The sequence below is a fragment of the Mesorhizobium sp. M1A.F.Ca.IN.022.06.1.1 genome (genome assembly GCF_003952605.1).
In the GTDB taxonomy this organism is placed as follows: Bacteria; Pseudomonadota; Alphaproteobacteria; order Rhizobiales; family Rhizobiaceae; genus Mesorhizobium.
Genome location: NZ_CP034455.1, coordinates 5,508,813 through 5,522,160, shown reverse-complemented (window position 1 = coordinate 5,522,160; position 13,348 = coordinate 5,508,813). Strand labels below are relative to the sequence as shown.

Annotated in this window: 11 protein-coding genes and 1 pseudogene; all 12 read right to left on the bottom strand. The window is 63.4% G+C overall.

The window, feature by feature from the left end; all coding sequences use genetic code 11:
- Window positions 1-264: 264 nt before the first annotated feature.
- The 12 genes and pseudogenes from EJ078_RS26235 to nuoG all read right to left on the bottom strand — a co-directional run bounded on the left by EJ078_RS26235 (window position 265) and on the right by nuoG (window position 13,313).
- Entirely contained in the window at window positions 265-549 is a 285-nt protein-coding gene (locus EJ078_RS26235) for a DUF1467 family protein (RefSeq protein WP_067001240.1), read from the bottom strand.
- A complete protein-coding gene (mce, locus tag EJ078_RS26230) occupies window positions 546-950 on the bottom strand; it encodes a methylmalonyl-CoA epimerase (protein ID WP_127216623.1) in 405 nt (134 codons plus the stop codon). The genes EJ078_RS26235 and mce overlap by 4 nt, the downstream gene beginning before the upstream one ends.
- 92 nt (window positions 951-1,042) lie before the next feature.
- On the bottom strand, window positions 1,043-2,713 hold the full coding sequence (locus tag EJ078_RS26225) for a ribonuclease J (protein WP_095801977.1): 1,671 nt from the start codon (window positions 2,711-2,713) through the stop codon (window positions 1,043-1,045).
- A gap of 49 nt (window positions 2,714-2,762) precedes the next feature.
- The gene (locus EJ078_RS26220) at window positions 2,763-3,584 is read right to left on the bottom strand and encodes a biotin--[acetyl-CoA-carboxylase] ligase (RefSeq protein ID WP_127403900.1); all 822 of its coding nucleotides are present in this window, start codon (window positions 3,582-3,584) and stop codon (window positions 2,763-2,765) included.
- A 4-nt stretch (window positions 3,585-3,588) separates the two neighbouring features.
- A pseudogene (gene nuoN / locus EJ078_RS26215) lies at window positions 3,589-5,024 on the bottom strand (NADH-quinone oxidoreductase subunit NuoN).
- A 13-nt stretch (window positions 5,025-5,037) separates the two neighbouring features.
- The gene (locus EJ078_RS26210; protein ID WP_095826201.1) at window positions 5,038-6,543 is read right to left on the bottom strand and encodes an NADH-quinone oxidoreductase subunit M; all 1,506 of its coding nucleotides are present in this window, start codon (window positions 6,541-6,543) and stop codon (window positions 5,038-5,040) included.
- The gene (gene nuoL, locus EJ078_RS26205; protein WP_127215160.1) at window positions 6,543-8,516 is read right to left on the bottom strand and encodes an NADH-quinone oxidoreductase subunit L; all 1,974 of its coding nucleotides are present in this window, start codon (window positions 8,514-8,516) and stop codon (window positions 6,543-6,545) included. Before nuoL ends, EJ078_RS26210 begins: the two co-directional genes overlap by 1 nt.
- Window positions 8,517-8,527: 11 nt before the next feature.
- Window positions 8,528-8,836, bottom strand: coding sequence for an NADH-quinone oxidoreductase subunit NuoK (nuoK, locus tag EJ078_RS26200; RefSeq protein WP_066998791.1), 309 nt, complete (start codon window positions 8,834-8,836; stop codon window positions 8,528-8,530).
- A gap of 1 nt (window position 8,837) precedes the next feature.
- Window positions 8,838-9,458 (bottom strand): NADH-quinone oxidoreductase subunit J, encoded by a 621-nt coding sequence (locus EJ078_RS26195; protein WP_066998787.1) that lies wholly within the window; start codon window positions 9,456-9,458, stop codon window positions 8,838-8,840.
- A gap of 236 nt (window positions 9,459-9,694) precedes the next feature.
- Window positions 9,695-10,186, bottom strand: coding sequence for an NADH-quinone oxidoreductase subunit NuoI (gene nuoI / locus EJ078_RS26190; RefSeq protein ID WP_066998784.1), 492 nt, complete (start codon window positions 10,184-10,186; stop codon window positions 9,695-9,697).
- Complete coding sequence (nuoH, locus tag EJ078_RS26185; protein WP_066998780.1) at window positions 10,186-11,229, bottom strand: NADH-quinone oxidoreductase subunit NuoH; 1,044 nt, start codon at window positions 11,227-11,229, stop codon at window positions 10,186-10,188. Before nuoH ends, nuoI begins: the two co-directional genes overlap by 1 nt.
- 2 nt (window positions 11,230-11,231) lie before the next feature.
- The gene (gene nuoG, locus EJ078_RS26180) at window positions 11,232-13,313 is read right to left on the bottom strand and encodes an NADH-quinone oxidoreductase subunit NuoG (RefSeq protein ID WP_127403902.1); all 2,082 of its coding nucleotides are present in this window, start codon (window positions 13,311-13,313) and stop codon (window positions 11,232-11,234) included.
- Window positions 13,314-13,348 lie beyond the last annotated feature (35 nt).

The following is a 13,348-nucleotide window of genomic DNA, read 5'->3' as shown; positions in this document are numbered from 1 at the left end:
AAAATCTGCTCTCCTACGCGGTCAAAGTCTTGGGAGGATGCGATCTAGGCGCGGTTACTCGCTGCCGCCGGACACCGGAAACAGATCGGACGCGTTTAAATTGCAAGGCCTTGTGCCTTGCATTTTTTTTGTGCAATCATCTGCTTAGGACCACGACCTGCCAAACAGCATTATGCTGCGTTAGCCCTCAAAATCGAAAGTCGGCTTCCGATTTCAACCAGCACGGGCGCGGGTTGATCAATACTTGCGGAACTGTGCAGGGCGCTAGCGGCCGGCAGTATGAGTAAAGTCCGGCACGATGTGCGGGATGTCGTCGAAGCCGAAGCCGAGCCCCCTTGTCAGGCCGTAGAAAATGCCGATCACGATCGCGGTGACGACCGTCGTGCGGATCGCCGCGCGCAGCATGTGCGGTCCCTTCGGCGCGCTCGACACCGTGCCGAGCGTCACGTCCTTGTCCTCATCCTGGGTGCGCAGGCTGAACGGCAGCACCGCGAACAGCACCAGCCACCAGGTGACGAAGAACAGTGCGACAAAGGAAACCCAGTTCATGCCTGCTCCAATTCGACCAGCGTGCCGAAGAAGTCCTTGGGATGCAGGAACAGCACCGGCTTGCCATGCGCGCCGATCTTCGGATTGCCGTCGCCGAGAACACGCGCGCCGCTCGCCTTGAGATGGTCGCGCGCGACGAGGATATCGTCGACCTCGTAGCAGACATGATGCATGCCGCCCGACGGGTTCTTCGCGAGGAAAGCCGCGATCGGTGAAGCGTCGCCCAGCGGCTCCAGCAGCTCGATCTTGGTGTTGCCGACATCGACGAACACAACCGTGACGCCATGTTCCGGCAGCGGCTGCGGCTCGCTCAGCCGAGCGCCCAGCGTATCGCGGTACGCAGCTGTCGCCGCAGCCAGGTTCGGCACGGCAAGCGCGACATGATTTAGGCGTCCGAGCATAAGCGCTCCGAAAGTTAGGGGAGTAGGGGGGTAGGAAAAACTCCGAGCTATTTGCTATTCCCTACTCCCTTATTCCCGACTCCCCTACTCCCTTATCTAGTGACAAACACCGTCACCAGCGGCTTCTTGCCCCAGGCTTCGTTGGCGGCGCCGCGGACGGCGCGGCGCACGGCCTCCTGCACAAGGTCGAGGTCTTTTCTGCGCTGGCGGGGGATCGAGTCCACCGCGCCGATTGCCGCATCGAGCATCAGGTCCTCTAGCGTCTCGCCGCTGGCATCGGCCTCGGCGACGCCGATCGCCACCAGATCGGGATCGCCGGCTAGCTCGTATTTCTCGTCGAGCACGACGTTGACCGCGACATGCCCGGCATAGGACAGCTTGCGCCGGTCGCGTATGCCCATCGCCTGGTCGGTTCCGATCAAGTATCCATCCTTGTAGAGGCGGCCGAACGGCACCTGGTCGATGATCGTGGCCGGACCGGGCCAGAGCCTCAGCATATCGCCGTCGCGCACCTGTGCCACCTGGCCGATGCCCGACATCGACATAAGCGAGCCCTGCGCCACCAGATGCGCCGCCTCGCCGTGCACCGGCACGCCGATCTGCGGCCGCACCCATTCATACATCTTGCGCAATTCGCTGCGGCGCGGATGGCCGGAGACATGCACCAGCGCGTCGCCGTCCTCGATGATCTTCATGCCGAGGTCGATCAGCCGGTTCTTGATCTCCAGGATCGCCTTCTCGTTGCCGGGAATGGTGCGCGAGGAAAACACCACCGTGTCGCCGGCCGTCAGCGCCACCGACTTCATCTCGTCGCGCGACAGCTTCGCAAGTGCGGCCAGCGGCTCGCCCTGGCTGCCGGTGCAGATGACCACCAGATTCTCGCGCGGGATATAGCCGTAATCCTCCTCGGCAATGAATTCCGGCAGGCCGTCCATGTAGCCGAGTTCGGTCGCGACATCGATCACGCGCTTCAGCGAGCGGCCGAGCACAAGGCACTGCCGGCCGGCGTCCCGCGCAGCCTTGGCGATCGAAACGATGCGCCCGACATTGGAGGAAAAGGTGGTGACCGCGACGCGGCCCTTGGCGTTTTCGATGACGCCTTTCAGGCCCTCGCCGACCGCCACTTCCGACGGCGACTCCCCTTCCCGCAGCGCATTGGTGGAATCGCAGATCAGCGCCAGCACGCCCTTGTCGCCGTAAGCGCGGAAGCGCGCCTCATCCGTCTTGGGGCCGATCGTCGGCGCCGGATCGATCTTCCAGTCGCCGGTGTGGATTACCGTGCCGGCGGGCGTAGCGATCGCCAGCGACATCGGCTCGGGAATGGAATGCGCAACCGGGATGGCTTCGATCTCGAACGGCCCGATAGTGAACGTCTCGCCGGCCCTGTAGATCATTGCCGGGATTTTTGGCGCGTTCTGCTCGCCCTGCCGTTTGGCCTCCAGCAGGCCGGCGGTGAACGGCGTCATCCAGACCGGCACTTTGAGCTTCGGCCAGATATCGAGCAGCGCGCCGTAATGGTCCTCATGCGCATGGGTTACGACCACGCCGCGCAAGCCGTCGAGGTTCTCCTCGATGAAGCGTGTGTCGGGCAGGATCAGATCGACGCCCGGATGCGCGCTGTCCGGAAATGTGACTCCGACATCGACTACGATCCATTCGCGCGCGTCCGCGGGCCCGTAGCCATAGAGGGCGAAGTTCATGCCGATCTCGCCGACACCGCCGAGCGGCGCGAAGACGAGTTCGGCGTTCTCAGTATTCGCCATAAATCCTTTCCTTCCTGGCCAGTCAGGCCAAGCCAATCAAATCAAGTCGTCAAAGACGGGCCGACGCGACCGCGCCGAAATGCACGTCGCCGGCCGCGATCGTCAAAACAGTTCCGTCATCGTCGCGGATCACGAAACGGCAGTCCTCGTCAATGGTTTCGAAGACGCCGCGCACCACATTGCCGTCAATTCTGACAGCAACCTCGCCGCCGAGCCCCGCGGCGCGCGCCAACCAGCGTTTCCTGATCGCGCTAAGTCCCCGCCCGTCGTCCCACAATCTGAAATTCTCGCTCCAGGCATCCGAGAGCGCCAGGAACAGCATCTCGGCATCGCAATTGGCACCCAGCGCCTGCAGCGACGTCGCCGGATAAGGCAGATCCTCGGGGTATGCCACGACGTTGACGCCGATGCCGACGGCAACCGCGAAACGGCCGCCTTCGAGCAGGGTCGATTCCAGCAGGATGCCGGCAAGCTTGGCGCCGGTGGCGAGCACGTCGTTCGGCCATTTCAGCTCGAAGCGGTTGCGTCCTTTGCTGGCTCCGTCCAGGCCAACGGCGATCCGCCCTTGCGGGACGACGGCGTCGAGCGCGTCGGCCAACGCAAGCCCGGCGACGAAGCCAAGCGTCGCGGCGAGCCGCAGCTCGCCATTCGGAACCAGAAGCAGCGTCGCCGCCAGATTGCCTTCAGGCGTCGCCCAGGCGCGGCCGCGCCGACCCCGTCCGCTTTCCTGCTTCTTCGAGACGATCCAGAGTTTTCCCGGATCGCCCGCGCGTGCATGCTCAAGCGCCAGCGCGTTGGTCGAGCCGACGCTGTCATGGGCCTCGAGCCGGAACCCCTCCGACGCCGCGGTTGGAGCCAGCCGAAATGCCATCCCGTCAGAAGAAGGTCTTGGCGGCGGCTTCGGCATAGCTGCCGATCGGCCCGCCGATCAGCACATAGAACAGCACGAAGGCGCCGCTGACGCCGAGCACGAGGCGCAATTCGCTGGCCATCGGCACGAAGCCGCCGACAGGCTCGTCGAACCACATGATCTTGATGATGCGCAGGTAATAGTAGGCGCCCACCACCGAAGCCAGCACGCCGATGATCGCCAGGGCATAGAGATGCGCGTTGATGGCGGCGAGGAACACGTACCATTTCCCCCAGAAGCCGGCGAGCGGCGGAATGCCGGCCAGCGAGAACATCAGGATGGTGAGGATGGTGGCCATGATGGGATTGGTCGAGGCGAGGCCCGCCAGATCGCCGATCTGCTCGACATTGCCCTCCTTGCGCCGCATGGCGAGGATGAAGGCGAAGGTGCCGAGCGTCATCACCAGATAGATCAGCATGTAGATCGCCACGCCGCGCACGCCGGCCTGGCTGTTCGCGGCAAGGCCGACCAGCGCGTATCCCATATGGCCGATCGAGGAATAGGCCATCAGCCGTTTGATGTTGGTCTGGCCGATCGCGGCGAAGGCGCCAAGCGCCATCGAGGCGATCGAGATGAACACGACGATCTGCTGCCAGTCGGCGGCGATCGGCTTGAAGGCCCCATGGTGACGCGCACGATCAGCGCCATCGCCGCCATCTTCGGCGCGGCGGCCAGGAAGGCGGTGATCGGCGTCGGCGCGCCCTCATAGACGTCCGGCGTCCACATGTGGAACGGCACCGCCGAGATCTTGAAAGCGAGGCCGGCGAGCACGAAGACCAGGCCGAAGACAAGGCCGAGCTGACGTTCGCCGCTGCCCAGCGCCGTCGCGATCTCGTGGAAGCCGGTGTTGCCGGTATAACCGTAGACCAGCGAGATGCCGTAGAGCAGCATGCCCGACGACAGCGCGCCGAGAACGAAATATTTGAGGCCGGCCTCGGTCGAGCGGACATTGTCACGGTTGATCGTCGCCAGCACGTAGATCGCCAGCGACTGCAGCTCGAGCCCGAGATAAAGGCCGATCATGCCGTTGGCCGAGATCATCAGCATCATGCCGAGCGTGCACAGCACGATCAGAACCGGATATTCGAACTTGTCGAAATGCTCCTGCCTGGCAAACCGCATCGACATGACGAGCGTGACGGCCGAGCCGATCAGCGCCAGCATCTTCATGAAGCGGCCGAACGAGTCCTGGACGAAAGCGCTGCCATAGGCAGACCCTTCGCCGCCGGAGAAAGCGAGCCAGAGGCCGGCGATCACCAGCACCGCGACCGCGAGCCCGGTCACCGTCATGGTGTTGTTGGAGCGCGAATAGGCGCCCACCATCAGAAGCGCCAGCGCGCCGACGGCGAGGATCAGTTCCGGCGTCGACAGCGAAAGGCTGGAGAGAAGGTCCGGCGTCATGGTGTTTCCCCGGTCAGTTCGCCGCCGCGGTTTGCGCGGAATTGATGGAAGCGGTGACGTTGGTGACGAGCGCCTTGACCGACTGCGTGGTGGCATCGAAGACAGGCGCCGGATAGACGCCGAAGAAGATCACCAGCACCACCAGCGGGTAGATGATCGCCTTCTCGCGCGTCGACAGATCGAGCAGGTTCTTCAGGCTCTCCTTGGTCAGTGCGCCGAAGATCACGCGGCGGTAGAGCCAGAGCGCATAGGCTGCCGACAGGATCACGCCGGTAGCGGCGAAGAACGCCACCCAGGTGTTGACCCGAAATACGCCGAGCATGGTCAGGAACTCGCCGACGAAGCCGCTGGTGCCCGGCAGGCCGACATTGGCCATGGTGAAGATCATGAACGCGGTCGCGTATTTCGGCATGTTGTTGACCAGCCCGCCATAGGCGTCGATTTCGCGCGTATGCATGCGGTCATAGATGACGCCGACGCACAGGAATAGCGCGCCGGAGACGAGCCCATGGCTGAGCATCTGGAACATCGCGCCCTGCACGCCCTCCTGATTCATCGCGAAGATGCCCATGGTGACGAAGCCCATATGGGCGACCGACGAATAGGCGATGAGCTTCTTCATGTCCTCCTGCATCAGCGCCACCAGCGAGGTGTAGATGATGGCGACGACCGAGAGCGTGAAGATCAGCGGCGCGAACATCTCCGACGCCAGCGGGAACATCGGCAGCGAGAAGCGCAGGAAGCCGTATCCGCCCATCTTCAACAGGATGCCGGCCAGGATGACCGAACCCGCCGTCGGCGCCTCGACATGCGCGTCGGGCAGCCAGGTGTGCACCGGCCACATCGGCATCTTCACCGCGAAGGAGGCGAAGAAGGCGAGCCACAGCCAGGTCTGCATGTTGGCCGGGAAGTTATGCGTCAGCAGCGTGGTGATGTCGGTCGTGCCGGACTGGAAGAACATCGCCATGATGGCGAGCAGCATCAGCACCGAGCCGGCAAGCGTATAAAGGAAGAACTTGAACGAGGCATAGACGCGCCGCTTGCCGCCCCAGACACCGATGATGATGAACATCGGGATCAGGCCGCCCTCGAAGAAGACGTAGAAGAGAACAATGTCGAGCGCGCAGAACACGCCGATCATCAGCGTCTCGAGGATCAGGAAGGCGATCATGTAGGCCTTGACGCGCTTCTCGATCGCATCCCACGAGGCCAGGATGCAGAGCGGCATCAGGAAGGTGGTCAGGATGACGAACAGCATCGAGATGCCGTCGACGCCCATATGGTAGGAGATGCCCGAATCCAGCCAGGCGTGCTTCTCGACGAACTGGAAGCCGGCCTGCGAATTATCGAAGCCCTTCCAGATGAACAGCGACACCACGAAGGTGAACGCCGTCGTGATGAAGGCGATCGAGCGGATGTTGCGGCGCGCGTTTTCGCTGTCGTCGCTGATCGGCAGAATGAGCAGAACACCAACCAGCGGCAGGAAGGTGACCAGCGAGAGGATTGGCCAGTCGGTCATCAGAGCATCATCCAGGTGACGAGAGCGGCCACGCCGATCAGCATGGCGAAGGCATAGTGGTAGAGGTAGCCGGTCTGCAATTTGACGACGCGGTTGGTGACGTCGACGACGCGTGCCGAGATGCCGTCGGGGCCGAGCCCATCGATGATGGCGCCGTCACCCGTCTTCCATAGGAACCGGCCGAGGCGCTTCGCCGGCCGCACGAAAAGGAAGTCGTAGAGCTCGTCGAAATACCATTTGTTGAGCAGGAAGCCGTAGAGCAGGCGATGGTTGGCGGCGACGCTCCGGGGCAGTTCCGGCGAGCGGATGTAGAACTTCCACGCGACCGCAAAGCCGATGACCATGGCGATGAACGGAGCCAGTTCCACCCACAACGGCAATTCGTGGATCTCGTGCAGGATGTGGTTGTCCGGCAGCGTGAACAGCGAGGCCTTCCAGAACTCGGCATAGCCCTCGCCGATGAAGGCGCCGTGGAAGATGATGCCGGCAAACAGCGCGCCGGCAGCCAGCACGTAGAGCGGCACCAGCATCACCGGCGGCGATTCATGCACGTGGTGCATGACCTCGTGGCTGGCGCGCGGCTCGCCGTGGAAGGTCATGAAGATCAGCCGCCAGGAATAGAAGCTTGTGAAGGCGGCGGCGATCACGAGCAGCACGAAGGCAAAGCCCGCGACCGCGTTGTGGCTGGCAAAGGACGCTTCGATGATGGCGTCCTTGGAGAAGAAGCCGGCGGTGCCGATCACCGTCGCCGGGATCCCGACGCCGGTCAGCGCCAGGGTGCCGATCACCATCATCCAGTAGGTCTTGGGGATGAGCGTCCTCAACCCGCCCATCAGGCGCATGTCCTGCTCGTCGGAGACGGCGTGGATGACCGAGCCCGAGCCGAGGAAGAGCAGCGCCTTGAAGAAGGCATGCGTGAATAGATGGAAGATCGCCGCGCCATAGGCGCCGACGCCGAGCGCCACGAACATATAGCCGAGCTGCGAGCAGGTCGAATAGGCGATGACGCGCTTGATATCGTTCTGGACAAGGCCGACGGTGGCCGCGAAGAAGGCGGTGAAGGCGCCGATGAAGGTGACGACGGTCAGCGCCGAATGCGACAGCTCGAACAGCGGCGAGAGCCTCGCCAGCATGAACACGCCGGCCGTCACCATGGTCGCGGCATGGATCAGCGCCGAGACGGGCGTCGGGCCTTCCATGGCATCGGGCAGCCAGGTGTGCAGCGGCACCTGCGCCGACTTGCCCATGGCGCCCATGAACAGCAGCAGGCACACCACCGTTAGCGCCGTGTGCTTGTCGAGCGCATGGCCGAGGAAGGTGAGCACCGCGGCGCCCTCCGGCGCGCCTTCGGCCGGAAGGAAGGAGGCTGCGTTGGCAAAGACTGTGCCGAGATTAACCGAGCCGAACAGCACGAAGACGCCGAAGATGCCGAGCGCGAAGCCGAAGTCGCCGACGCGGTTGACGACGAAGGCCTTGATCGCCGCGGCGTTGGCGGAGGGCTTCTTGTACCAGAAGCCGATCAGCAGATAGGAGGCGAGGCCGACGCCTTCCCAGCCGAAGAACATCTGCACCAGATTGTCAGCCGTCACCAGCATCAGCATCGCGAAGGTGAACAGCGACAGATAGGCGAAGAAGCGCGACCGGTTCGGATCGTGGTGCATGTAGCCGATCGAATAGATATGGACCAGCGCCGACACGGTGTTGACGACGACCAGCATCACCACCGTCAGTGTGTCGATCCTGAGCGCCCAGGCGACGTCGAGCCCGCCCGCCTGGATCCAGCGCAGCACCGGCACGGTGAACACTTCGCCATGGCCGAAGCCGACGGTGAAGAAGGCGATCCACGACAGCACCGCCGCGATCACCAGGAAGCCGGAAGTGATGTATTCGGATGCCTTGGCGCCGAGCGAATTGCCGAACAGGCCGACAATCAGGAAGCCGAGCAGCGGAAGGAAGACGATGGCCTGGTACATGGTTGTTCCCGTCAACCCTTCATCTGGTTCACGTCTTCGACCGCTATCGAGCCGCGGTTGCGGAAGAAGACGACAAGAATGGCAAGTCCGATCGCGGCCTCCGCCGCGGCGACCGTCAGCACGAACAGGGCGAATACCTGCCCTACGAGGTCATGCAGCGCCGCCGAGAAGGCGACGAAGTTGATGTTGACCGCGAGCAGGATCAGCTCGATCGACATCAGGATGACGATGATGTTGCGGCGGTTCAAAAAAATGCCGAACACGCCGAGCGTGAACAGGATCGCCGATACGGTCAGATAATGCGCGATGCCGACGACCATCTCAGATACCCTCGCCCGACTTGACCTTGCGGATTTCCATGCCCGTTGCCGGCGTGCGGCCGACCTGGGCGGCGATCGACTGCCGCTTGACGCCTTCCTTGTGGCGCAGCGTCAGCACGATGGCACCGATCATGGCGACCAGAAGCACGAGGCCGGCGATCTGGAAATAATAGAGATAGTCCGTGTAGAGAATGTCGCCGAGCGCCGCCGTGTTGGAGCGCGCGGCGAGGTCCGGCGTTGCCTTGGCCACCGTCGAGGCAAGCTGCGGCGCGAAGCTGTAGCCGCCGAGCACGACGATCAGCTCCGCCGCCAGGATCAGCCCGACCAGCGCGCCGATCGGCGCATATTGCAGCGCGCCCTGCTTCATCTCCGCGAAGTCGACGTCGAGCATCATGACGACGAACAGGAACAGCACCATCACCGCGCCGACATAGACGACGAGCAGGATCATCGCCAGGAACTCGGCGCCGGTCAGCATGAACAGGCCAGCGGCATTGAAGAAGGTGAGGATTAGGAACAGCACGGAATGCACAGGGTTGCGCGACGAAATGACCATGAAAGCCGACGCCACGGCGATAAAGGCGAAGAGGTAGAAAAAGACCGCCTCTAGTCCACTCAGCATGGGGTTCCCTCGGGTTCCTGTCCGAACACTGGCTCAGCGCCCCTGCTCGATGTCGCCGCCGCCTCCGGCTGGCAAAGTTGCGTGTTCCTATCGCATGTTCCGATCGGGTTGAAAGACCCGATCGAAAGAAACATGCGACACTCTTTTCATTCCGGAGGATGATCTGGTCCGAAAGTCTGCAACTTTTCGGGGACCATCCTTTGGACGAGGCCCTCGCCCCGTCCATGCGTCAAATGTCAGCGATAGGGCGCGTCCAACGCGATGTTGCGCGCCAGCTCACGCTCCCAGCGATCGCCGTTCGCGAGCAGCTTTTCCTTGTTGTAGTAAAGCTCCTCGCGCGTCTCGGTCGCGAATTCGAAATTCGGCCCCTCGACGATGGCGTCGACCGGGCAGGCTTCCTGGCAGAAGCCGCAATAGATGCACTTCACCATGTCGATATCGTAGCGCACGGTGCGCCGCGTACCGTCGTTGCGGCGCGGGCCGGCTTCGATGGTGATCGCCTGTGCCGGACAGATCGCCTCGCAAAGCTTGCAGGCGATGCAGCGCTCCTCCCCATTGGGGTAGCGGCGCAGCGCGTGCTCGCCGCGGAAGCGCGGGCTGGTCGGTCCCTTCTCGTGCGGATAGTTGATCGTCTCCTTCGGCGCAACGAACTGGCGCATCGACAGGAAGAAGGCGCTGACGAAATCCTTCAGCAACAGGGCCTTTGCGGCTTGGGCAAGAGCGGACATCACGCAAACCCCGTGATCTTGAGGAAGGCCGCGGTGGCGACGACCATGAACAGCGAGATCGGCAGGAAGACCTTCCAGCCTAGCCGCATCAGCTGATCATAGCGGTAGCGCGGCACAAACGCCTTCACCATCGAGAACATGAAGAACACCAGGCAGACCTTGAGCACGAACCAGATCAGGCCCGGCACCCAGGTGAAGGGCGCGAAATCGAACGGTGGCAGCCAGCCGCCGAGGAACAGGATGGTGGCCAGCGCGCACATCAGGACGACGGCGACGTACTCGCCCAAGAAGAAGAGCAGGAACGGCGTCGACGAATATTCGACCATGTGTCCGGCGACGAGTTCCGATTCCGCTTCCACCAGATCGAAGGGCGGACGGTTCGTCTCGGCCAGCGCCGAGATGAAGAACACGATGAACATCGGGAACAGCGACAGCCAGTGCCAGTCGAGGAAGGTGTTGGGCAGGCCGAGCTTGGTGCCGAGGCCATCCTGCTGCGAGAGCACGATGTCGGAGAGGTTGAGCGAGCCGACGCAAAGCAGCACGGTGACGATGACGAAGCCGATCGACACCTCGTAGGACACCATCTGCGCGGCTGAGCGCAGCGCGCCCAGGAACGGATATTTCGAGTTCGACGCCCAGCCGCCCATGATCACGCCGTAGACCTCGAGCGAGGAGATGGCGAAAACATAAAGGATGCCGACATTGATGTTAGCAATAGCCCAGCCTTGATTGACCGGAATGACCGCCCAGGCCGAGATCGCGAGCACGGCTGAGACCAGCGGCGCCAGCAGGAAGACGCCCTTGTTGGCGCCCGACGGGATCACCGGCTCCTTGAAGACGAATTTCAAAAGGTCGGCGAAGGCCTGCAGCGTGCCCCAGGGACCGACCACGTTCGGGCCGCGGCGCAGCTGCACCGCAGCCCAGATCTTGCGGTCGGCATAAAGCACGTAAGCCACAAAGATCAAAAGAACGACGATCAGCACGACCGACTTCAACAGGATCAGCAGCGCCGGCAGCACGTAGAAGGAAAAGAAGGTGTCCATGCTTATTCCGCCGCCTGCTTGAAGCCGCTCTTGGCCAGCGCCGAGCACTCAGCCATCACGGCCGAGGCCCGCGCGATCGGGTTGGTGAGATAGAAGTCCTTCACCGGCGAGGTGAAGGTGCCCTTGTTCAAGCGTCCGCCGAGCTTCGCCGCCCTGGCAACGCCGTCGGCGCTGCCCGCCGCGACATGATCGACGCGGGCAAGATGGGGGTATTCGCCATAGAGCTTCGCGCGCAGCTGCGCCAGCGAATCGAACGGCAGCTTCTTGCCGAGCACATCCGACAGCGCCCGCAGGATCGCCCAGTCCTCGCGCGCTTCGCCCGGGGCGAAACCGGCGCGGTTGGTCTGCTGCACGCGGCCTTCCGTGTTCACATAGGTGCCGGACTTTTCGGTGTAGGCAGCAGCCGGCAGGATGACATTGGCGCGGTGTGCGCCCACATCGCCATGCGTGCCGATATAGACGACGAAGGCGCCGCCGGTCTTGGCCATGTCGATCTCGTCGGCGCCAAGCAGGAACAGGAGATCCGTCGCGCCCAGCATGCCGGCGACATTCTTGCCGCCCTCGCCCGGCACGAAGCCGACGTCGAGCCCGCCGACTCTGGCCGCCGCGTTGTGCAGCACCGCGAAGCCGTTCCACTCGGCCGTGACGGCATTGACGGCCATCGCCAGCCTTGCCGCCTGGCCGAGCACTGCCGCGCCGTCCGAGCGCGCCAGGGCGCCCTGGCCGACGATGATCAGCGGATGCGCTGCATTCTTCAGCACCTCGAAGAACTTGCCGTTGCCGTCGGCCAAGTCCTTCAAGGACTCTGGGCCGGCGCCGATTAGCTCGTAGTCATAACGCGTGTCGCCGATCTCGCCGATGACGCCGATCGGCAGGTTGCCGACGCGCCAGCGCTTGCGGATGCGGGCGTTGAGCACCGAGGCCTCGAAGCGCGGATTGGCGCCGACGATCAGCACCGCGTCGGCCTGCTCGATGCCTTCGATGGTCGGATTGAAGATGTAGCTGGCACGGCCGAGCGATGGATCGAGCGCAGCGCCGTCCTGGCGGCAGTCGATGTTCTTGGAGCCGAGCGCCGCCATCAAAAGCTTGAGCGCATAGATTTCCTCGACCGCGGCGAGGTCGCCGGCGATGGCGCCGATGCGCTCGGGCGCGGTCTTCGACACCTCGTTCTTGATCGCCGCGAAGGCTTCCGCCCAGCTTGCCGGAGCAAGCTTGCCGTTCTTGCGAACGTAGGGACGATCGAGGCGCTGGGTGCGCAGGCCATCCCAGATGAAGCGCGTCTTGTCCGAGATCCACTCCTCGTTCACGGCCTCGTTGACGCGCGGCAGGATGCGCATCACCTCGCGGCCGCGGCTATCGACGCGGATCGCCGAGCCGACGGCGTCCATGACGTCGATCGACTCCGTCTTGGTCAGCTCCCACGGCCGCGCCTGGAAGGCGAACGGCTTGGAGGTCAGCGCGCCGACCGGGCAAAGGTCGATGACGTTGCCCTGGAGCTCCGAGGTCATCGCCTGTTCGAGATAGGTGGTGATCTCGGCATCCTCGCCGCGGCCGATCAGGCCGAGTTCGGAGATGCCGGCGACCTCGGTGGTGAAGCGGACGCAGCGCGTGCAGTGGATGCAGCGGTTCATCACCGTCTTGACCAGCGGACCGATATACTTGTCTTCGACCGCCCGCTTGTTCTCATGGTAGCGCGAGGAGTCGACGCCGAAGGCCATCGCCTGGTCCTGCAAGTCGCACTCGCCGCCCTGGTCGCAGATCGGGCAATCCAGCGGATGGTTGATCAGCAGGAACTCCATCACGCCTTCGCGGGCCTTCTTGACCATAGGCGTGTTGGTGAAGATTTCCGGCGCTTCGCCATTCGGGCCGGGGCGCAGGTCGCGCACGCCCATGGCGCAGGAGGCCTGCGGCTTGGGCGGGCCACCCTTCACCTCGATCAGGCACATGCGGCAATTGCCGGCGATGGACAACCGCTCATGGAAGCAGAAGCGCGGCACTTCCGCGCCGGCGTCCTCGGCCGCCTGCAGCAGCGTGTAATGGTCGGGTACCGTGATCTCTTTCCCGTCGACCTTGAGCTTTGCCATTCGCCTCAAACCCTCGCGGATTTCCCGCAATCTTT